Here is a 21,555-nt window from a genome sequence, read left to right as displayed (position 1 = left end):
TGTTGAGCTTCTCGATACTGCGATAGCTGAAAAAATCATCACCAAGAAAATGGCTGCCGATATCACCACCGCTTCCCAGAAAACCCAGCTTGAAATCGAAGCCCAGCGTGAACGTGTCGGCAAACTGAAAGCAACTTTGGCTGCAACCCCTTCTATTATTTCCAAACGTCTCCTCGCAGTAGCCGATTACCTGGTGAAAAAATCAGTATGGATCTTCGGTGGTGACGGCTGGGCTTATGATATTGGATACGGCGGACTTGACCACGTCCTTGCTTCCGGCGAGAACGTCAACGTCATGATCCTCGATACCGAGGTCTACTCAAACACCGGTGGCCAGATGTCAAAATCCACCCCGCGGGCGGCTACCGCCCAGTTTGCCGCAGGCGGCAAGAAAATGCCGAAAAAAGATATCGGCATGATCTTCTCCACCTACGGTAACGTTTATGTGGCAAAAATTGCTCTAGGCGCCAACCCGACACAGGTTGCCAAGGCAATTGCTGAAGCTGAGGCCTATGAAGGACCTTCACTGATCATCGCGTATGCCCATTGCATCAACCATGGATTCAATCTGGCCCAGGGACTTGAGCAACAGAAGAAAGCGGTAGCCTGCGGACATTGGCCGCTGTATCGATATAATCCTGAGCTTGAAGAACAGGGAAAAAATCCGTTGAACATTGACAGCAAACCGCCTTCCATGCCGTTTGCCGAATACGCGTTGAACGAAAACCGTTATCGGATGCTGAAGATGATGAATCCCGAGCATGCCGATGAACTTATGGCTGCCTCACAGAAAGATGTGGATAAAGCCTGGAGGTTCCTTGTTGGTCGGGCTGCTGCCCTTGAACCGGAAACCACCAAGAAAAAATAATCCGGCGATAAGCATATTATAAAAAAAGGCGGAAGAGCAATCTTCCGCCTTTTTTTTTGCACAGGAACAGCACCCTCAGGAGTTAAACGATCAAATCTGCTCAAGACAAGCATTCCCTGCCTATGAATACTTCCCAGGAGTGCACCGCGATATGCTTCAATATCCATTCCAATAATAATTGAATAAATTCTGTAAATTTCTTTACAAAAAACCTTATAGCTGTTTAATTTATTTAACTTTTCTGGATATATTCGACATAGTATCGAATATATCCAGAAAGTTGTTGTCCATATAATAATATCAGACGATCTGTTATTTTCTTAATTACAACCGTTTACCGGGAGTCGCCTTTTGCGGGCCCCGAATCATGCCTCGCGGCAACATTTACCACAATACTTAACTTAAAAAGGGAAGATAATGGTCCAAAATCCTCTCAATAAACTGACTGTGAAATGGCGGCTTATCTGGTTCATGCTTTTTATGCTGTTTTTGCTGGTGCTCACCGGCACCGGAGGCCTATTAACCATGAAAAGCTACAACACCGCTTTCTCATCCATGTACAATGAACAGATACTGCCATTAAAAGAACTCCGGCAGATAGATAATCTTGTTAACGTTGAAATAGAAAAGGCCGTAGCCAATATTCTCATTTCCAACAACATTCATTGGGAAGAGAATATAAAGATTGTTGAAAGCGCTACCCTTGCCATTAACCAGAAATGGGCAAAACTTCTTTCCTCTCAGGATAAACAGAAAACCACCTGGCTTTCTCCGGCTGATTCGTTGATTGCAAAATCAGGCGCCATTCTCGGGGATCTCACTGATTTTATCAAAAAGAAGGATGTGGATTCAATTGACAACCTCCATGATCAGAAACTCGCCACCCTTGCCACTGAGTATAAAAACACCATCGACGCCCTGATCGAAAACAGGATGTCAACGATACTTTCTGGTTTTGACACCCTGCAGAAGCGTTATTCCCTTTCGCAAATGGCATTTATCATCTCATTGATACTCGGTGCCGCTGTTTCCTTTCTCGCCGGATTCATTCTCCTGCGCGACATTAATATGAATTTCAAGCGCCTCAAAAAAACAATGGATCACGTCATGCAAGGTGATCTGACTCAAAGACTTGAAGAAAACAGCAATGACGAATTCGGCGTCTTGATTCACGGCTTTAATCAGATGTCTGATTATATCTATGATCTGGTGGCCAAAATCCAGCAATCGGGAATCCAGGTGACCAGTTCGATTACCGAGATCGCCGCGACAATAAGACAACAGGAAACCAGTTCCAACGAGCATGCCGCAACGATCAGTGAAATAGCCGCTTCTACCACCGAGATTTCCGCCACTTCCGCGAATCTGATGGATGCAATGAAAAAAGTAAACAGTTTGACCAAGAATACCGCCTACGCTGCAGGAGAAGGTCATTCCGGCCTTTCAAATATCAACCAGACCATGATGAAAATGGAAGACGCCACCGGCTCCATTGTTGAGAAACTGTCAATTCTCAGTGAAAAGGCAGGCAACATTGCCGGGGTTGTAAAAACCATCAACAAAATCGCCGACCAGACAAACCTTCTGTCCCTGAATGCCTCCATCGAAGCGGAAAAAGCCGGTGAATACGGCGCCGGTTTTGCCGTGGTTGCAACCGAAATACGCCGACTTGCCGATCAAACGGCCATGGCAACTCTTGACATCGAACAGATGGTCCAGGAGGTACAGTCCGCTGTTTCCGCAGGAGTAATGGGAATAGATAAATTCGCCGATGACGTGCGCACCAGCGTCCGGGAAATCCGCGGCAGCGGCGATCAGCTGGCAGGCGTCATTGAGCAGGTTCAGGTTCTCATGCCCCAGATAAATACGGTCAATGACGGCATCGAGGCCCAGGCGTTAGGCGCTGAACAGATCAGTTCTGCAACCAGCCAGCTCAGTGAGGCGGCGCAACAAACAGCCGAATCCATTGCTCAGACAAGTTCCACCATCAGCCAGCTTCAAGATGCAACCGAAACACTGAGAGAGGCTATTTCCCGCTTCAAAGTCAATTGAGAGGATAACACGATGCTGCTTCTCCTGTTCCATACAAGAGAAGGACGTTATGCACTGGCTACAGATCTGATTGTAGAAATTGTCCCTCTCATCAAAATGAAAAAGATTCCCAAGGCACCGGATTATGTCGCCGGGCTGATCAATTATCGTGGTAATCCGGTCCCGGTTATAGATCTTTGCTCCTTGACCGAGGGAAATCCTTGCACCCCACTGTTCAGCACCCGGATCATCATTATCAATTATCCTTTTGATAATAACACCAGCAAGACTCTTGGTCTCATCGCAGAGCGGGCTACGGAGACCATTAAGGCAAAAGTTTCAGATATTCACCCATCGAAAATCTTTCTCGATGATGACATTTCCTCCTTTGACGAGTCTAACCAGGAAGAAATAATTCAGCGGTTCGACCTGAAACGTATTATTCCCCAAAGAATTGTCTCAGAACTATATCAGGATTAATTGCTCAATGCCCCTTGCCGATATAGAAACCATCTTAGGACAAGCCATGGGCCTGAAAATAAGCACCATTGGCGAGGCAACCCTTGAACGGGCAATCAAGCGTCGCCTCAAGGTGCTGGGCCTTGATAATCAGGAAACATACATCCTCAGGCTCAAAACCTCCCTCCATGAAGTAAAAGAACTTATTGAAGAGGTGGTTATCCCTGAAACCTGGTTCTTCAGAAACAAAGCGCCATTCCTCGCCTTGACGGATTTTGTCCACAAAAAATGGGCAATCAACAGTAAAAAACAAACTCTGCGAATCCTGAGCGCGCCCTGCTCCACCGGCGAAGAACCATATTCCATTGCAATGACGCTTCTCCATGGCGGTTGGCCGGAGAACAGATTCCACATCGATGCCCTTGATATAAGTTCACGAGCGCTTTCCCATGCAAAAGAAGCGGAATATAATGACTATTCCTTCCGGGAAAAAGACTTCAATTACTGTTATAACTACTTCACCAAGACCGACGATGACAAATACAAGTTAAAAGAGCGAGTCCGAAAAAAAGTAAGTTTCTTTCAGGGCAACCTTCTCAATCCGAACTTTACCGGGAGCCTGGGCCTTTATGACATCATCTTCTGCAGGAATCTGCTGATCTATCTTGACCCGCGCTCTCAGCATAAGGCCATCAAAACCCTGGATCAACTTCTTGACCCTATCGGACTGCTGTTTATCGGCCATGCTGAGGCAGGAGTTTTCGGCATCGATCATTTTGTTGGGGCTCCTTTCCCAAAAGCCTTTGCTTTCCATAAGGTCGGCGCGGCTCATCTCTTTAATGATCCATCTCCCACACCGCAACAAGATACGCTTCTCTGGGCTCCCCCCAAAGATCCGAAGAGTCAGCCTTCAACCTTTTCCAGAGGGTTTGCTCCACAGCAAATCAAGGGGAGCAAAAATATCGATCTGGCCCATGCGCGGAAATTAGTTGACCAGGGCAACACCAACGAAGCAGCAAAAATCTGCGAAGAAAATATTCACATAAACGGCCCCACAGCCCCGTCATATTTTCTTCTGGGAATTATCAGTGATCTTGAAAAAGAGCCCGAGCGCGGCATCAAATTTCTCAGGAAAGCGGTTTATCTCGATCCTGATCATTGGGAAGCTTTGTTTCTTCTTTCCATGCTTTTGGAACGCACCGGCAATGAAAAAGAGGCGGGTAATATCCGCAGGCGGGCGGACAGGGCCCGGAGCAGACTGAAAAATGACCCTGCAGCCTCAGCCTAGCTTGATGATTTATAAACAAATACTGATGGACTCGGATAAAGTCCATCGTACCGCTTGAGGATGGCTACGCAGATACCGAATGCAGTGTGACCTTCGAGGTAAGCGGCTAACAGAAGACTCCGAAATTTTTTATATTAAGGTATAGTGGACTTGCGAAAACGCCGGCATACATTTATGGCATGTCGAACATTTCGCAAGCCCGGTACGACACATTAGAGCGCTTTCTCGAAGTCTCGTTACTTTCGCTTATCTACGACGCAAGCAATACTACTTTTGCAGTTTTTAACCACGAGGATCAGATTAGTTGACCGAAAACATTAAACACCCGAATAGCCCGTTTAATGGATGCTGGAAAGATATCGGCGTCTGGGGGACAACCTCGAAACGCCGAACCTGTGCCAAGCTGCAAAAATTTCTTCATTGCAGAAACTGTTCTGTGTTTTCGGCGGTAGGCCGAAGTCTTCTTGATCGGCCCCTTCCTCCTGAATACATCAATGAATGTACAGCAATGCTTGCAAGAGAAAAAACCGCGGGTGAAACGAAATCTCTCTCCGCTTTTGTTTTCCGAGCAGGCGGGGAATGGATAGCCCTAAAATCAAGCCTTATTCAGGAAGTAGTCAATATGGGATCGATACACAGCATCCCCCATCAGAGCACCAGTTCGCTGAGAGGTCTTGTCAACATCCGCGGCAGGCTGGAAATCTGTCTTTCCATCGGTGGCGTCCTGGGCATTGAAAGAGAAGAAAAGTCCGTGCCCACCAAGGGCGGGTTTATTTCGCCGGAACGATTAATTGTCGCGGCCAGTGAATCTCAGCGTATCGTTTTCCCGGTCAGCGAGGTTATCGGTGCAGTTCATTACAGTCCTGATATGTTACGAAATCTTCCGGTAACCGTTTCTGGCTCCCGGGCGAATTTCACCAAGGGAATACTCAGCATGAAAGATCGCGATGTCGGTTTGCTTGACGATAAAGCTTTGTTTGAAGCCCTTACAAGGAATCTTGCATGACCCAAGGAAACGGTAACGACTTCAGCAATATGTCAATGATGGACCTCTTCCGCATGGAGGCGGAGAATCATTGCGCAGCTCTTTCAGAAGACCTTCTTGCCCTGGAACAGTCTCCTGCTGACGATGAACTTCTGGAATCCCTGATGCGGGCCTCTCATTCCATTAAAGGTGCAGCCAGGATCGTCAACCTCAATCAGGCAGTCCTTGTCGCCCATGCAATGGAAGATGTTTTTGTCGCCGCCCAGAAAGGGGAAATCTCCCTGGCCAAACAGAGCATCGACATCCTGCTCCATGGCCTGGACTTTATCAATGATATCGCCAAGGTGGCCGATGACGGGCTGGACAACTGGAATACGGAAAACAAAGACAGGACGGAATCATTAACCAATAATCTTACCGCTATAGCAAAGCAGGAAACTCCGGCTTCCGAGAAAAAAACACCGGCCACAAAGACTCCAGATAAAAAAATCGAACAAAAGCCGGAGCCTCAATCGGCAAAGCCTGTTTCAAGCGGCTCCCTTTCAGACATGTCGATGATGGACCTCTTCCGCATGGAGGCGGAGAATCATTGCGCAGCTCTTTCAGAAGACCTTCTTGCCCTGGAACAATCTCCTGCTGACGATGAACTTCTGGAATCCCTGATGCGGGCCTCTCATTCCATTAAAGGTGCCGCCAGGATCGTCAATCTCAATCAGGCCGTCCTTGTCGCCCATGCAATGGAAGATGTTTTTGTCGCCGCCCAGAAAGGGAAAATCACCCTGGGCGAACAGAGCATCGACTTCCTGCTTCAGGGATTGGACTTTATCAATGATATCGCCAAGATGCCCGATGACGGGCTGGACAACTGGAATACGGAAAACAAAGACAGAACGGATTCATTAACCAATAATCTTACCGCTATAGCCAGGCAGGAAACTCCGACTCCAGAGAAAAAAGCACCGGCCACAAAAGCTTCCGATAAAACAATCGAAAAAAAGACACGGTCTCAACCACAGGAAACCCCGGAAAAACAAACATCCCCTGAACCACCTGAAGTCAAGCCCACACTAAAAACAAAACCGGCACCAAGCGCCGACCGGGCATTAAGGGTTTCCTCCGAGGGCATGAACCGTCTGATGGGTCTTGCAGGCGAAGTCCAGGTTGAATCCCGCTGGCTTCCTTCTTTTTCAATGCGGATACTTCGTCTCAAAAACAAACAGGACCAGTTACATCGCCTCTATGAATCCAGAAGGTTCGACATCAAATCCGAAAGTCTTGGCTCTCGTGGAGAAAAAACATTCAAGGAACTTCAGCTTAAACTTGAAGAGTGCCGATTGCTGCTGAATGACTACATTGCAGAGTGTGAGGACCACTCCAGGCGCGGCACCGAAATAGCCCATCGGCTATACCATGAAGTACTTGCCAACCGGATGAGGCCATTTTCTGAAGGTGTCCGCGGATTTCCCCGCATGGTAAGAGACCTTTCCCATGAACTGGGCAAAGACATCCATTTTGAAATAATCGGTCCGGAAACCATGGTCGACCGCGACATCCTGGAAAAAATCGAATCGCCGCTCAACCATCTGATCCGCAATTCCATTGACCACGGCATCGAATCACCGGAAGAACGCCTATCATCAGGAAAACCTTCATCCGCAAAAATTCGTCTTGAGGCCAGGCACAGTTCCGGGATGCTCAATATTACGATTTCCGATGACGGTCGGGGTGTGGACTATGAAAAAATCCGTCAGTCAATTATCGAAAAAAATATGACATCCCGTGAAATGGCCGAGGACTTGAAAGAATCCGAGCTGATGGATTTTCTTTTCCTGCCGAATTTCAGTACCCGCAAGAAAGTCAGCAAGGTCTCCGGTCGGGGTGTTGGACTGGATGTGGTTCACAGCGTTGTCCATGAAGTACGTGGCGTCGTCAGGGCAACTTCGGTGCTGGGCAAAGGCACGAGTTTTGAAATGCAGCTTCCCCTGACCCTTTCGGTTTTGCGTGCCATGCTTGTAGACATCTGTAATGAACCCTACGCATTTCCCCTCATGTCTATTGATCATGTCATCAAGCTTCCTGAAACGGAAATTAAAGAAGTTGAGGGACGCCAGTATTTCACCCTGTCGGATAAGAGAATCGGACTCCTTTCAGCCCGGCAGATCCTCAAAAAAGCCGATGCTCAGAACAAAGATGATGAACTCCTTATTGTAATAATCAGCGACCGCTTAAACCAGTATGGCCTGATCGTCGATAAATTCATCGGTATCCATGACCTCGTTGTCCAAACGCTGGATCCACGACTCGGAAAAATCAGAGACATCAGCGCCGCAGCGATCCTGGAAGACGGTTCGCCAGTGCTCATCCTTGATGTTGAAGACCTTGTCCGATCCATGGATAACCTCATTTCAGATAACCGTCTCAAACGTGTCGTCCACCTGGATGCATTAAGTGAAGACCGGGCGGTCAAGCGTATCCTTGTTGCTGATGATTCGATCACTGTCCGTGAAGTGGAACGTAAAATGTTGAGCGCCAAAGGCTATGAGGTGGATGTGGCAGTCGATGGAATGGACGCCTGGAACGCTGTACGCGAAAGGGAATACGATCTGGTGGTCACCGATGTCGATATGCCGCGCATGAACGGAATTGAACTGGTCAATCTGATTAAAAAAGATCCTCAGTTACGATCGATTCCGATTATCATCGTCTCTTACAAGGATCGTGAAGAAGACCGCAACCGGGGGCTTGAAGCAGGCGCTGATTATTATCTCACCAAGGGAAGCTTCCAGGACGAAACCCTGGTAAACGCTGTTGATGACCTGATTGGTGCCCCTGAGTTCTGAACAGACACAGAGAAAAAAGCTGGCGACTTAACCGTAAAACCCAAACATTCGCCATAGCAGCAAAACCGGCACAAATAACAAATACGCTAAAACCCAAGAAAAACCAAGTAACAGGAAAACAACGTGAGAATAGGTATTGCAAATGATTTAGAACTGGCCATTGAAAGCCTTAAATCCGCCCTTTCCTCTGTTCCGGAGTACTCCATAGCATGGATTGCACGAGATGGCCTGGAAGCAGTCAAGCTTTGCAGGGAAGATACACCCGATCTGATTCTCATGGACCTGATGATGCCCAAGATGAACGGGGTTGAAGCAACCCGCAAGATCATGAAGACAACGCCCTGCGCAATCCTCATTGTTACCGCTTCGGTGGGTCTCAGGTCTTCCATGGTGTTTGAGGCTATGGGCGCCGGCGCTCTTGATGCAGTATCAACCCCGGTCTTCGGTGAAACAGGCAAGAAAAACAGTGTCAAAGAACTTCTCCAGAAAGCTTCAAGCATTAATAAATTGATCGGCTCCCTTCCCAGAAAAAAGATCACCCCACCGACCATTAAAGTTCAACCGACAGATTTCAAAAACAACCGGCTGGTTGTTATCGGATGCTCAACGGGCGGGCCACAGGCACTGGTTAAAATCCTTTCGGATATTCCCGCCGATTGTCCGGCATCTTTTGTCGTCATCCAGCACATGAATGAAAAATTCACCCCTGATATGGTAAATTGGCTGAACAGCAAAACCAAGTTGTCGGTAAACCTTTTAAAGGAGGGTGATCAACCAAGGCCGGGTGTTGTTCTTTTTCCCTGCACAGAGGTTCATGCAGTGATAAACTCCAACAATCGCATCACCTATTCAAAGGGCGATAAAGAAAATTTCTATCACCCTTCCGTTGATGTCTTCTTCAACAGCGTTGCCAGGAACTGGCATGGGAACTGTATCGGTGTTTTATTGACCGGTATGGGCCGCGACGGCGCAGAAGGCCTGCTTGCCCTGAGAATGCGTGGCTGGCATACCATAGCGCAGGACGAAGCAAGTTCCGTGGTTTTCGGCATGCCGAAAGCAGCCATAGAACTGGGCGCAGCGGAAAAAGTATTGCCTCTTGATGAAATTGGTGCAACTATAACGAATCTTGTTGGTACAAAGTGATATAATTATGGAAAATAATAACGATAATACACCCGAGACTTTCGCAGGGCTCAAATCCTATCGGATCAAAGTTCTGCTGATTGACGATCAGCAGATTATCGCCGAAGCCGTCCGCCGCAGTCTGGACGGGGAGAAAGATATAGATTTTCATTACTGCCAGGATCCCACCAAGGCCATAAACATGGCCATGGAACTCAAACCGACACTTATCCTTCAAGACTTGGTCATGCCTGAAATTGACGGCCTGATGATGGTCCGTTTCTTTCGAGTGAATCCCATAACCTCAAAAGTCCCGATCATTGTCCTTTCAACCAAGGAGGAACCCGAAATCAAAAGCGAGGCCTTTACCGTCGGTGCCAATGATTATCTGGTAAAACTCCCGGACAAGGTCGAACTCATCGCCCGAATCCGCTACCACTCACAATCCTATATCAACCAGATACAGAAGGATGAAGCATTTGAGGCCCTTCGCAAAAGTCAGCAGCAACTTGCCGAGGCCAACAAGACCCTCCAGAAGCTTTCTTCCCTTGACGGTCTTACCGGAATTGCCAACCGCAGACATTTTGATGAGGTTCTTAGTCAGGAGTGGATGCGCTCCATGAGATATGAACGCCAACTCTCACTCATTCTCCTCGATATAGATTTTTTCAAACTCTATAACGACAATTACGGTCACCAGAAAGGCGATGAATGCCTGAAACAGGTTGCCGCAAGCCTTGAAAAATCCATCACCCGAGAAACAGACATGATCGCCCGCTATGGTGGTGAAGAATTTGTCGCCGTGCTGCCCGAAACCGGGGAGAAGGGAGCTTGGAAAATAGCTGAAACCATGCGGGAAAACATCCAGAACATGAAAATTCTGCATGAGAAATCCAAGGTAAACGACTTTGTCAGTGTCAGTCTCGGCGTATGCACGACAATACCCATTCAGGACTCCAAACCCGAAGCGCTTATTGAAGCTGCCGATCAGGCTCTTTATGCGGCTAAAGAAGAAGGAAGAAACCGGGTGATAACCGGCAAGATGAGTTGATTTCCTTTTTTACCCTTTGTGTGTCTGCAATCTTTGCTGAGCAATGCCTCTCCCCATTTAACGTGACAAAAAGCCTGCTGATCATCAGCGCAATCAATGCGCTTGTCTTCCTGACATTTTCACAAGTTCGGGGAGACACTGCCTTTTATTCCAGAAACCAGAACCCCTTTATCCAGGTTTTCGGCCTTCCAGCCGCAGAATCCGCCGCGTTGACAGAGAAAAATCAAATTGACGGCCGGGTGGTGCTCGACCTTGCCAATAATTTTTCTCTGGGCGTCACAGACAATGAACGGATAATTCTCGACGGCGAGTCCAACAGGATCACCTGCGCTTTCCGGTATGGTTTAACTGAAAGCGTCGAGCTTGGCTTTGATATACCCTATATTTCACATGAAAGAGGTACGCTTGATAACTTCATATCAGACTGGCATGACTTTTTCGGTCTCCCTGATGGTGATCGCGACAACCGGAACCCCAAATTACTTGAATACGAATACGAAAAAAACGGGGATGTCCTCCATAGAACAGACAGCGCATCCCATGGACTCGGTGACATCTTTGTCTCAAGCGCCTTCCTGCTTTACGGCAACAAAGCCCAGAGCCGCAATATTTCCCTGCGTCTCTCGCTCAAACTCCCCACTGGTTCAAGTGAGGATCTCCACGGCAGCGGCGGTACTGATTTTTCCTGGCGCCTTGCCGCAGACGATGCCCTTTCCCTCTCTTCCTGGAAGATAACCTATTGGGGATCTGCAGGCCTGTTGTTCCTCGGCAAAGGAGATGTGCTTGAGGAAATCAGAAACGATCTGGTTGGCTTCGGCAGCATGGGAGCCGGGTGGAAAATATTTGACTGGGCGCACCTTAAGCTACAGCTTGATGGTCATACCGCTGTATTTGACAGTGCACTTGAGGAACTGGGGGATGGTGCGGTCCAATTGAACATGGGTACAACAATTCATTTTGACCATGACCTCTCCCTGGATTTAAATGTTATAGAAGATATCATGGTCAACTCAAGCCCTGACGTAGTCTTCCACGTGGCTATTCGCAAAAAACTTTAGGGAACGCATAGTTATAAAATCATCTTTCCCTGATCGGATAAATATTTTAACTTATTGAACGATCATTCTTTTTAACGTTTTTAAAAAAGCTTTCGAATTTTTCTTTGCCAGGCACTATACCAGAACAACAGGTGGATCTGGCAGGAAGAACCGGAAGTTTGCCATAAAACCACATGCCCGGCCTGCCAGCGAATTGCTGATAATTTCCCTGCCGGAGAAGTTGAAATTAAGGGAAGTTTTTATTACAAGCATCACAAAGAACACATGAACCTGATCCACAACCGTGAAAAACAAGAAATGAAATTTTATCCCATGGAACGGATCATGTCGGTTGACGATCAGGATAACTGTATCAGAATAGCAACCACCGGCATCCATCTCGCCAGAAAAATCGGCGAGGGTTTGGTGCACTCTTATCAGGGACAACTTCAATTCACCGATGGAGATGCGGAAAAGAATATCCGCGTGATCTGGGAAAGAGATTAAAGCCACCCCTGGCCTTTTCTCCGGCTTCAAACCGCCCAAGCTCCTTGAATGAAATCTTCAGATATTCCTGCCAAACCGAACTACTCCCCGCATCCGAACCAAAAAACACTGCAACCCCAAACACGATTTTCGACCAAAAAATCCAAAGCAGCCATTGTCCCCGGAGTCTATCGGAGGACAGATCATTATTATATCAGTAGAATGGTGATCTGCAGATGCCGAAAAACTATCAAGAGCCTTCCGGAGCTGGCAGCAAGGTCCTCACAAACAAAAACTGGTAATTTTCACCCAACCTCTTGGTTTCTTTAAACTTGACAGTGCCTTGCTGTTTCCACTATAAATAATAGTTGTCATTATATATTTAACGTAAATTCGACTCCAACCGCTTTCTAATATTTTTTTGTTGAATGATTCGTTTATGAAAAAAAAACTTCACATCATCATCACCGGCGAGGAAGGCGAAGCTAAAACTTTTGTCATTTCAAAGCTTCGCCTCAAGGCACTCCTCAATTTCACCCTTGCTACTTTTTTCATCCTTTCTCTCTTGAGCTTTGCAAGCATAAATCTTTTCATGAAGGGCTCAGAGCTTGAATCAACCGTCCATACTCTTAAAACCACTCTTCAAACCACCCAGAAAAGCAACTTTTCCCTGCAAGAAAAAGTCACGACCCTGGACAAAGAAAAAGAAGAGCTATTGAACGGCGCGGTTAATGAACTGAACAAAAAAAGTAAACTCATTGAGTCGGTATTGTCCACTGTAGGCATTGCGCCGAAAACCAAAGAAAGCAAAGAAAACAGCGGCGGCCCCTTTACCCGGCTTCCCGTCCAAAATGCCGAAGACATTCTTTTTACCGCAGAACATTACCTGGAAACCATCCAATCCATCCCTTTAGGACCTCCGTTTCGAGGGATAATCACTTCAAAATTTGGAAGACGGGTAGACCCATTAAATGGCCAGCCTGCATTCCATGAAGGAATCGATATCCGCGGCAAAATGGGCACACCCATAAAAGCCACCGCCAACGGCAAGGTATTAACCCGCGGTTACAATAGCGGTTATGGCTGGTTTCTGGTTATTGATCACAACAACGGCTTTCGATCAAAATTTTGTCATCTCAAAAAAATTCTAGTCCAACAAGGTGAAACAATTACCCGTGGCCAGAAAATCGCCCTTCTCGGCAACAGCGGCAGAAGCACCGGACCGCACCTCCATTATGAAATCCATAATGACGATAAAATAATAAATCCCACAAAATTCTTAACAATCGCCAACTACATTAAATAAACCGGAGAGTATTATCCATGGGCCTATTTAAGAATGGGGGAAACAAGACTGTCCCCAACTCGATTAATACGGCTGAACGTGACGCGATAACCAGCATCATAGACAAGAATATGACAATTGTCGGAGACATAACTTTTTCCGGAAAGGCAAGGGTTGACGGCAGGATCGAAGGAACTGTCCGTGGTGAATACCTTATCCTCAGCGAAACCGGCTCTATCAAGGGGGATATCGACGCCGGAACCGTTGCCTGTTACGGCAAAATAGAAGGAAACATTAAAACCGACAAATTTTATGCTAGAAACCCTACCCATGTCACCGGCAAGCTTGAAACTGGTGATTTAACCGTTGAATCAGGAGCCACGATCAATGGCGAAATCAGGGCCGCTATCAAAAAACTGAGTGTTGTGACAGGCGGCGGACAGACTGAAGCGGACAAAAACAAGACGTCATCACAATATTAATATTTTTCATCCAAAAATTGCACACGGGCCATGGAAGAATCCAAGGCCCGTTTTTTGTGCCGGCAACACACCTCGCCAACTCCCCATTCCATTACAATAAATCTTTATTTCATACTAAAATATAATCCTTCAAAATCACTGATAAGTCCCCGCAGAGTCGTTACATTATCAAGCTCGGTTGTCTGTTTGCATTTCATGGCAAAGACCAGCAATTTATGAAGCGCTGCAAGTTTTTGCTCATATTTCTCATCGCCCGGCTTGATCCTTTGCGTAAGAAAATACTGAGAAACGATTTGCTGAAACTCTTCCGCATGCTTTTCCTTGTTCATCACCCAACGTACCAGTTGATTGGCGTTATGATCCTTTTCCTTCTTAATTTCCACAACCTGCTTCATTGCCTTTTCGATGGTGTCCGCATGTTCTCTGAGCATTGCAATTCGCATCTTGTCATCATATATTCCACAGGGCACTTCACAATGACCCCATACCACCGTTGAGTAAGCAAGAGAAACTAACAGACATAACAAAATCGACATACTTTGTTTTTTCATAACATCCTCCTTTGTTAGTAAAAAATTAGTCTTAAAAACTCAGTAGACAAGTGTCTGCCCAGAAATGAGGTTTTCGGGGTCTCGTAACCTCCAGTTCCTCTATGTTTTATTTTTTTGAGAATGACGCAGAAATCGGGGAAAAAGGCCTTTATGGGTTGACACTATCCTTGTTGTATGAATAAATCCCCGGGGAATGCAAGGGAAAAAACCCAAGGTCCAGAATCTTTTACTAACCTGTCTTCTATACTATTATTCGAGCAAATAAATGATTAACCAATCGATATAAAACCATTTTCTTGACAGAGGGATTAAAGCAATTTAGTTTAACAAGTGTTTAAAAAATACTACGCTCGAAGTCTCACTCTGTTGGCTATCTGCTGATGCAGTTTTAAAATTCGGCAAACAATGCTCATTTACCCAATGTAAACTACGCGTTGACGCCTAATTTTTTCCTGTCTCAGCTGCGCTCGCATAATTTTCTACCGCCCTGTTTTAATTTTACAGTTTTACGTTGAGTCATCGTTTTACAAAAAACTACAATTCGCTCCCTTGCAACCGCATAAAAAGGTGATTCATGGCTACCCAAAAAAAAGGCTTCCTTTCCCTGCTGCTTGCCATACTTTCCGTTTTGTTCATCCTTTCCCTCTACTTTCTCCAAAACCCCTTTATTGAAGCCTTTGAAGCTAAAACATATGACCTGCGATTCACGACAATGCGAGGACCGGTTAAGGCCGACCCGAACATCTCAATCATTGCCATTGACGAAAAAAGCATCGCTGAAATCGGCAGATTCCCCTGGACCCGGACAAATTATGCAAAACTTATTGATGCGGTTGCCGCTGCCGGGGCTAAAGCCCTTATCATGGACGCCTTCTTTCCTGAAAAGGAAAACGACAAGACAGACAGGGAATTTGCAGCAGCCATGGCACGAGCGAATAACGTCACTCTGGCTGTAGCTTATGATTTCAACACCGACGGCTCAATTAAAGGTGTCACTAAAAATATTCCGATTTTAGACCGCGAATCATCAGGCTCGGCCCACATGAATTTCCAACCTGACATTGACGGCATCAATCGAAGAAATATGCTGGTTGTCACCCACGAGGGGAAACAAGTTCCTTCCCTGGGACTCAAAGGCGCCATGGCAGCTTCAGACATTAAAACAATTACCAGGGAAGATTTTGCTGTTGTCATGGGCAGCACGCGAATTCCCCTCGACAGTAATGGCATGATGCTCATCAACCACACCGGACCGCCGAGAAGTTATCCGTGGTATTCATTTTCCGATGTTATCCAAGGACAGGTCCCCCCTGAAAAACTGAAAGACAAAATCATCTTCATGGGTGCGACCGCCCTTGGTATTTACGATATGCGGGTAACATCCTTCCATCATAATATGCCCGGAGTGGAAGTACATGCGACCATTGCCGACAATATTATCAATGAACGATTCATCCGCCAGACAGGGATGGAATCCGTCGCCGACATGGGTTTAATCGTCATCCTGGGGTTTCTTTCCTATTTCATTACCGCCCGCATGCGACTTCTGACCGCCCTGCCTCTCTTGTTAGCCATAGCCGCGGCCTTTACCTGGTTGAATTATATTGCGTTTATCTCCGGCCACTCAATCAGCATGATCTATCCATTGAGCAGTCTTTTTCTGAGCTACACTGTCTCCGGAGGATTCAAATTCATCACCCTTGACCGCCGCTCAAAGGAAATGCGCTCAATTTTTTCAAGCTATGTGTCACCTAAAATTGTCGATCAACTTGTCAAGGATCCCAGCTCCGCCCAGATCGGCGGCGACACCAAGGAAGTAACCATTCTTTTTTCCGACATAAAAGGATTCACCACCTACAGCGAAAGGAACAATCCCTTCAAGGTGGTTTCAACGCTGAATGAATATCTTGCCGCCATGACCAAGATGATCCTCAAATTTGACGGAACAGTGGACAAATTTTTAGGTGACGGAATCATGGCATACTGGGGCGCGCCCCTTGCCCAGGAAAGCCATGCTGAACTTGCTGTCAGCTGTGTCAACGCCATGGTAAACCAGATGAAGCAGCTCCAGAAAAAATGGGAAAAATCCGGCACCCCTCCCCTTTCCTTCAGAGTCGGGATTCACTCAGGGGAAGTCATTGCCGGAAATATCGGTGCCAAGGGAACAAAAATGGAGTACACGGTGATCGGTGACAACGTCAATCTTGCGGCAAGACTGGAAGGCACTGCTAAATTTTACGGTGTCGATATCCTTGTCAGTGAGAATACTTTCAATCTCACAAAAAACAAATTCATCTATCGGGAACTTGACAGAATACGGGTGGTTGGTAAAAGCATCCCCGTTGGAATCTATGAATTATTAGGTCCAGTTTATGATTCTGAAAAAGACAAACTTGAAGCAATTGCCAATAAGTTTAAAGAAGGATTAACCTTATACAGGGGAAAAAAATGGGGCAAGTCGTTGGAAATATTTGAGATGTTCTGCAAGGTCAACTCTGATGATCGTGCCTCAAAGCTCTATGTTGAGCGCTGTCAGTATTTCATGAAAAATCCTCCTGCCGATGATTGGGACGGAGTGTTTGATCGAGGCGAAAAATGATTTTTAAAAATGCTTAATATACGATTCATGAAACTTGTTAAAAATCTGTTATAATAATTTCACGATATAGTTTAATCATGATGGACTCGTAAAAGTCCATCGTACCGCTTTAGTCTGGCTAAGCAAAAAGTTGATATATAAGGAGTAGTGGTGTCGCGAAAGCGGAGGCATACATATGGTATGTCGAGCAGTTCGCTACCCCGCTTCGACCCAGTAGAGCGACTTTTTACCACGCCATCAAATCATAATTTCAAAAGACTGGGGAGTAACAATGAGAAAACTGTTTCCCGTATTCCTTGCCCTCACTCTGGCCGCCTGTGGCGCTCCTTCACTTCCACCCCCTTCACTCATTTCACAAGTTCAGTTTCTAAATGAAATCCAGGCCGGTTCTCCAGGCGCAACGGCAGTGGACCAGCAAGGCAACATTTATGCTGCACAGCAGGACGGCAGCATCAGGGTAATCAACAAGGAAGGAAAACAAGTTGCAACCTTGCCCGTACAAGACCAGAAAGGCAGGCGTATACTCAAAAAGCCTGCAGGAATTGCCATCGACAACGACCTCATTTATGTCACCGACAATGCCCTTGACCACGTTGCCATCTTTTCCACCAATGGTGAGTTTCTGGATGCCTTCGGTAAAAGCGGCAAAGGGCCTAAAGAATTCGATGAACCCCGGGGCATCAAGGTTTACCAGGGCGTTATCTATGTCGCGGATTACGGCAATGACCGTATCCAACTTTTTGGCAGCAACGGCGTGTTCTTGAAAATTATCGACGGTCCCCCCATCCCGAAAGCTACTGCTGCAATGTCTGAAGAAGAGGCCGCGAAGCTTACTAACCAGGGTTCTAAAAACCGCATAAAGGAACCCATTGACGTAGCTGTTGATTTTCAGGGACAACTATATGTTGTTGATGAAGATGCCCAGCAGGTAAAAATCTATGACCACAATGGCAATTTTATAGCAATAATGCCTGAAACCTTTAAGCCTTTGTCAGTGGAAATCACCCCTGACGGCATCTATGTCGCTGACAGTGAAAGCTATAGTATAAAAAAATTCAGTCTGGACAGAAAACTCCTTTTTTCATTTGGATCCAAAGGCGAAGCCCGCGCACAATTCAAGTCAATGGACAGTTTGACCGCGGACAGTCAGGGCAGAATTTATCTCACCGACCGTGGAAAAGGGCTCATTCATGCATTCCTTCCTGAAAAAGGCAGACTAACCCAACCCTGGGAAATGCTGCCGCCGCCAGTATCCACAAAATGGCTCGCCAATGTCAACACGATTGCCGGGAGGGGTGTCTGGGACGGGAAAACAAGCATTTATACAATTGACAGCAAAAAGAATGCGATCCTGAAAATCACTGATGGGATAATCGCAAACTCCATCCAGCTTAATGACATATCACCTGTAGCTCTTGCTTTAGAAAAATCAGGGGACCTTCTCGTACTTGATGGCAAAGGCAAGCGGGTCGTGAGAATGACTGCTGACGGCACGATTGTTTCCACATTCGGCTCCCCGGGCAGCGCCGCAGGCAAACTTTCAAAACCTACTGACCTTGCGGTAAACAGCAAGGGAATCATATTTATCGCCGACCGCGGCAATGAATGGGTCCAGGCCTTCAGCAGCGATGGAGTTTTTCTGAATGTCTTAAGAGATACCACGGCTGCCCCCCTTGATGAACCAATTGCCATTTCCCTGGACGATAAAGACAATCTCTATGTCCTGGATGCAGATCGCATGATGGTCGCCGCCTATTCACCGGAAGGCAAACCCATGTATGTTTTCGGCAGAAAAGGAGACAGTCCCGGCGATTTTGATGATCCGGTTGATATCTACGCCACAACCCAGGAAGTTTTTGTTCTTGATAATGACACTGAAAACATAAAAGTCTTTTCAAATGAAGGCCGTTTTTTGCGGGCAATAGGTATCCCCGGTGATTCCAAAGGTGAATTCAACAGCCCTACAGCGATTACTCCCATGGGTAAAACCGCCTTTGCGGTCTCCGACGATGATAATAAGAGAATCCAGATTCTCGCCAATGTTTACACACCAATGCAAACAAAAGGTTTAGCTGCTGAAGGCGGCATGCATTCTGTAAAACTGATCTGGCAACCAAAGGATGAACCTTACATCTCAACGTATACCATCCTCCGCTCAGACCTTGCTGATCAGGCCTTTGAACCCATCGGCACAACGGAATCAACCGCTTTCACCGATAATACGGCCCTCCCGGACAAGGACTACTTTTACAGAGTCGCAGCCATTGCGGAAAACGGTAATCAGGGGCCTCCCGGTGATACTGCTGGCGCACTCAGTACAAAATATATCCCAGCAGCCCCTTCAAATATTGAAGCCCTGCCGGAAGAATGGAAAATCACCTTGAAATGGGAACCAAGCACCGAAGGCTTTGTTACCGAATATATGGTCTACCGAAAAGATGATGGCGAAAAAACCGTGATCGGCAAAACCTCTGTGCCGTCCTTCACTCAGGATTCACTTTCTGCAGACACCCCATACTTCTATATGGTTTCTGCTGTTAGTTCCGATGGAGTTGAAGGAGAAGCTGCAATTGTCAGGACATCAACCAAGACATCAAGCAAACCGCCCTTGAGCATCGATGTTATTGCAATGACTAATATTTTTTCAAACACCTACAAAATTTATGAAACTGAAGGCGTCGGAAAGATCAAAATTACCAATAACACCGGTTCGGCGATATCAAAAATAAAAGTTACATTTACCGTGAAGGAATTCATGGATTTTTCATCGGAAGAGGAAGTCGACACCCTCAACCCCGGTGAATTCAAGGATGTTTCCCTTAAGGTGGTTTTCAATAACAAGATATTGAACGTTACGGAAGACACGCCGGTTCAGACGGAAATCACCGCTTCTTACTATTTAAACAGCGAGCTCAAAACCATAAATAAAAACCATAAGATCAACATTTACGAAAAACACCGCATGAGCTGGGATGAACAGGGCCGGTTCGCAACTTTCATCACTCCCAAGGATCCAATTCTCCTCGAGTTTATCCGTTCCGTTGTCACCCAATATCCTGACGCCGAGGATACCCTGCAACGTGCGGCGGCAATTTTTAATTCTCTTGGTTCCCTTGGCGTCACGTATATGCAGGACCCCAGCAACCCCTATCAGGTTACCTCCGGAATCACTGATTTCGTGGATTATATTCAATACCCCAGAGAGACCCTGCAACGAAAATCAGGCGATTGCGATGACCTTGTCGCCCTGTATGCAGCCTCACTGGAAAGCTTGGGAATCCAAGCCCTTGCAGTTGAAATCCCCGGGCACATGTTGATGATTTTTTCCACCGGGGTTGAGGCAAGCAGCGACAATTACACCATGAACGACTGGTATATCATAAAAGACGGAATGCTCTGGGTTCCAGTTGAAACAACTCTAGTGGGGTCATCCTTTATCACCGCATGGGAAAAAGGCTCCGGCAATTATTATGCCTGGAAGGAAAAGGGACTGAGCCTTGTTGATCTCCGCGAATCATGGGGAGTATACAAACCGGCCAGTCTTCCCGATATTCCCTGGCGCCCCGGTATTGTAACCAGAGAGAATATAGAAGAGAAATTTAATAACGAATTCCAGACGGTAAGAAAGATCAGTGTCCAGACAAAAATCAGAAAATACCGGAACACCCTTGAAACCGATGCGAATAATGAACAGGCCCTCCTGCAGATTGGAATAATTTATGCCAAAGCCGGCGAAACCGGTGAGGCGGTAAAGGCCTTTTCAAGAATCCTTGAAAATACTCCAAATCATGCAGGGGCGCTGAATAATATTGGTAATGTTCATTTTATAGACGGGAAATATGAGGAAGCAAAAACCGCTTACCTCAATGCTTCCCAGGCCGAACCGGATGATGCGCTGGTCTGGATTAATCTCGCACGATGCAATTTGCACCTCAACCTGCAAAATGAGGCCAAGGATGCTTTTACTAAGGCACAGGAATTAGATCCGCAAGTGAGCAGCAAATACCGCGGCATGTCATTGAAATTAATGAGTACCTTATAGCCTGGAGGAATCATAATGAAGAAAATTATTGCGATTTTGATGGTACTGCTTTTAAGTGTGTCACTTTCTTTTGCTGGGGAATCTCACAAAAAAGGAGCTTCCAGCTTCTGGGGCAAACTCCGAAGGATGATTGAATCGGTTACGCCCAAAAAGCAACTCGCAGTCACTACCGCTGTGGGAGGGGTACGCGGCGCCAAAAATCAGGCTGAAGGCAATCTCTACTGGAAAGGTGAGGAAACTGAAAAAGAAATCAGCGAAGATGAACTTGTTTCTTTCACCAACGCCGTGCAGACCGCCAGTGAAGGTGATACCAATAAAGCCATGAACATGTTTGATGAGTTTATCGCCACCTATCCTGAAAGCTCTTTTATTGAAGAAGCAAAAGAGGCACGGGAAATGCTCAAAGCCGAAGCCGCTCAACCGGCAGGT

General features: G+C 46.5%; 16 protein-coding genes. 15 read left to right on the top strand and 1 reads right to left on the bottom strand.

What is annotated here, in order from left to right:
* From KKE17_02225 to KKE17_02170, 12 genes are all read left to right on the top strand, one after another.
* A partial coding sequence (locus tag KKE17_02225; protein MBU1708797.1) for a pyruvate:ferredoxin (flavodoxin) oxidoreductase occupies positions 1-868 on the top strand: 868 nt, incomplete at its 5' end.
* A 417-nt stretch (positions 869-1,285) separates the two neighbouring features.
* Complete coding sequence (locus KKE17_02220; GenBank protein ID MBU1708796.1) at positions 1,286-2,920, top strand: methyl-accepting chemotaxis protein; 1,635 nt, start codon at positions 1,286-1,288, stop codon at positions 2,918-2,920.
* Positions 2,921-2,932: 12 nt separating this feature from the next.
* Positions 2,933-3,379 (top strand): chemotaxis protein CheW, encoded by a 447-nt coding sequence (locus KKE17_02215; GenBank protein ID MBU1708795.1) that lies wholly within the window; start codon positions 2,933-2,935, stop codon positions 3,377-3,379.
* A gap of 7 nt (positions 3,380-3,386) precedes the next feature.
* Entirely contained in the window at positions 3,387-4,646 is a 1,260-nt protein-coding gene (locus tag KKE17_02210; GenBank protein MBU1708794.1) for a hypothetical protein, read from the top strand.
* Between the two features lie 304 nt (positions 4,647-4,950).
* Entirely contained in the window at positions 4,951-5,652 is a 702-nt protein-coding gene (locus KKE17_02205; GenBank protein MBU1708793.1) for a chemotaxis protein CheW, read from the top strand.
* Positions 5,649-8,471, top strand: a complete 2,823-nt coding sequence (locus tag KKE17_02200) for a hybrid sensor histidine kinase/response regulator (GenBank protein MBU1708792.1) — start codon at positions 5,649-5,651, stop codon at positions 8,469-8,471. The genes KKE17_02205 and KKE17_02200 overlap by 4 nt, the downstream gene beginning before the upstream one ends.
* A gap of 123 nt (positions 8,472-8,594) precedes the next feature.
* Positions 8,595-9,614, top strand: coding sequence for a chemotaxis response regulator protein-glutamate methylesterase (locus tag KKE17_02195; GenBank protein ID MBU1708791.1), 1,020 nt, complete (start codon positions 8,595-8,597; stop codon positions 9,612-9,614).
* A 7-nt stretch (positions 9,615-9,621) separates the two neighbouring features.
* Positions 9,622-10,644: a diguanylate cyclase gene (locus KKE17_02190; protein ID MBU1708790.1), complete on the top strand. Its 1,023-nt coding sequence runs from the start codon at positions 9,622-9,624 to the stop codon at positions 10,642-10,644.
* The gene (locus KKE17_02185) at positions 10,641-11,702 is read left to right on the top strand and encodes a DUF3187 family protein (protein MBU1708789.1); all 1,062 of its coding nucleotides are present in this window, start codon (positions 10,641-10,643) and stop codon (positions 11,700-11,702) included. Before KKE17_02190 ends, KKE17_02185 begins: the two co-directional genes overlap by 4 nt.
* 264 nt (positions 11,703-11,966) lie before the next feature.
* Entirely contained in the window at positions 11,967-12,188 is a 222-nt protein-coding gene (locus KKE17_02180) for a hypothetical protein (GenBank protein MBU1708788.1), read from the top strand.
* A gap of 418 nt (positions 12,189-12,606) precedes the next feature.
* Entirely contained in the window at positions 12,607-13,473 is an 867-nt protein-coding gene (locus tag KKE17_02175) for a M23 family metallopeptidase (GenBank protein MBU1708787.1), read from the top strand.
* A gap of 17 nt (positions 13,474-13,490) precedes the next feature.
* The gene (locus KKE17_02170) at positions 13,491-13,934 is read left to right on the top strand and encodes a polymer-forming cytoskeletal protein (GenBank protein MBU1708786.1); all 444 of its coding nucleotides are present in this window, start codon (positions 13,491-13,493) and stop codon (positions 13,932-13,934) included.
* Between the two features lie 104 nt (positions 13,935-14,038).
* Here the strand turns inward: KKE17_02170 and KKE17_02165 are convergent, their stop codons facing one another.
* A complete protein-coding gene (locus tag KKE17_02165; protein MBU1708785.1) occupies positions 14,039-14,485 on the bottom strand; it encodes a superoxide dismutase, Ni in 447 nt (148 codons plus the stop codon).
* A gap of 574 nt (positions 14,486-15,059) precedes the next feature.
* On the opposite strand from KKE17_02165, the gene KKE17_02160 reads away from it, so the two are divergent.
* The 3 genes from KKE17_02160 to KKE17_02150 all read left to right on the top strand — a co-directional run.
* Positions 15,060-17,084 carry an adenylate/guanylate cyclase domain-containing protein gene (locus KKE17_02160; GenBank protein ID MBU1708784.1) on the top strand — a complete coding sequence of 675 codons (2,025 nt, stop codon included), beginning with the start codon at positions 15,060-15,062 and terminating at the stop codon, positions 17,082-17,084.
* 271 nt (positions 17,085-17,355) lie between these two features.
* Entirely contained in the window at positions 17,356-21,126 is a 3,771-nt protein-coding gene (locus KKE17_02155; protein ID MBU1708783.1) for a 6-bladed beta-propeller, read from the top strand.
* 15 nt (positions 21,127-21,141) lie between these two features.
* On the top strand, positions 21,142-21,555 hold a 414-nt coding region (locus KKE17_02150; GenBank protein ID MBU1708782.1), incomplete at its 3' end, for a hypothetical protein.

The organism is Pseudomonadota bacterium, from assembly GCA_018823135.1.
Lineage (GTDB): Bacteria > Desulfobacterota > Desulfobulbia > Desulfobulbales > CALZHT01 > JAHJJF01.
This window is presented reverse-complemented; position numbering and strand designations above follow the sequence as displayed.

What these genes read in the sequence shown, in the direction of transcription:
- KKE17_02220 (MBU1708796.1), top strand. Translation starts at nt 1,286, where the DNA reads ATGGTCCAAAATCCTCTCAATAAACTGACTGTGAAATGGCGGCTTATC.
- KKE17_02215 (MBU1708795.1), top strand. Translation starts at nt 2,933, where the DNA reads ATGCTGCTTCTCCTGTTCCATACAAGAGAAGGACGTTATGCACTGGCT.
- KKE17_02210 (MBU1708794.1), top strand. Translation starts at nt 3,387, where the DNA reads ATGCCCCTTGCCGATATAGAAACCATCTTAGGACAAGCCATGGGCCTG.
- KKE17_02200 (MBU1708792.1), top strand. Translation starts at nt 5,649, where the DNA reads ATGACCCAAGGAAACGGTAACGACTTCAGCAATATGTCAATGATGGAC.
- KKE17_02190 (MBU1708790.1), top strand. Translation starts at nt 9,622, where the DNA reads ATGGAAAATAATAACGATAATACACCCGAGACTTTCGCAGGGCTCAAA.
- KKE17_02180 (MBU1708788.1), top strand. Translation starts at nt 11,967, where the DNA reads ATGAACCTGATCCACAACCGTGAAAAACAAGAAATGAAATTTTATCCC.
- KKE17_02175 (MBU1708787.1), top strand. Translation starts at nt 12,607, where the DNA reads ATGAAAAAAAAACTTCACATCATCATCACCGGCGAGGAAGGCGAAGCT.
- KKE17_02170 (MBU1708786.1), top strand. Translation starts at nt 13,491, where the DNA reads ATGGGCCTATTTAAGAATGGGGGAAACAAGACTGTCCCCAACTCGATT.
- KKE17_02165 (MBU1708785.1), bottom strand. Translation starts at nt 14,485, where the DNA reads ATGAAAAAACAAAGTATGTCGATTTTGTTATGTCTGTTAGTTTCTCTT.
- KKE17_02160 (MBU1708784.1), top strand. Translation starts at nt 15,060, where the DNA reads ATGGCTACCCAAAAAAAAGGCTTCCTTTCCCTGCTGCTTGCCATACTT.
- KKE17_02155 (MBU1708783.1), top strand. Translation starts at nt 17,356, where the DNA reads ATGAGAAAACTGTTTCCCGTATTCCTTGCCCTCACTCTGGCCGCCTGT.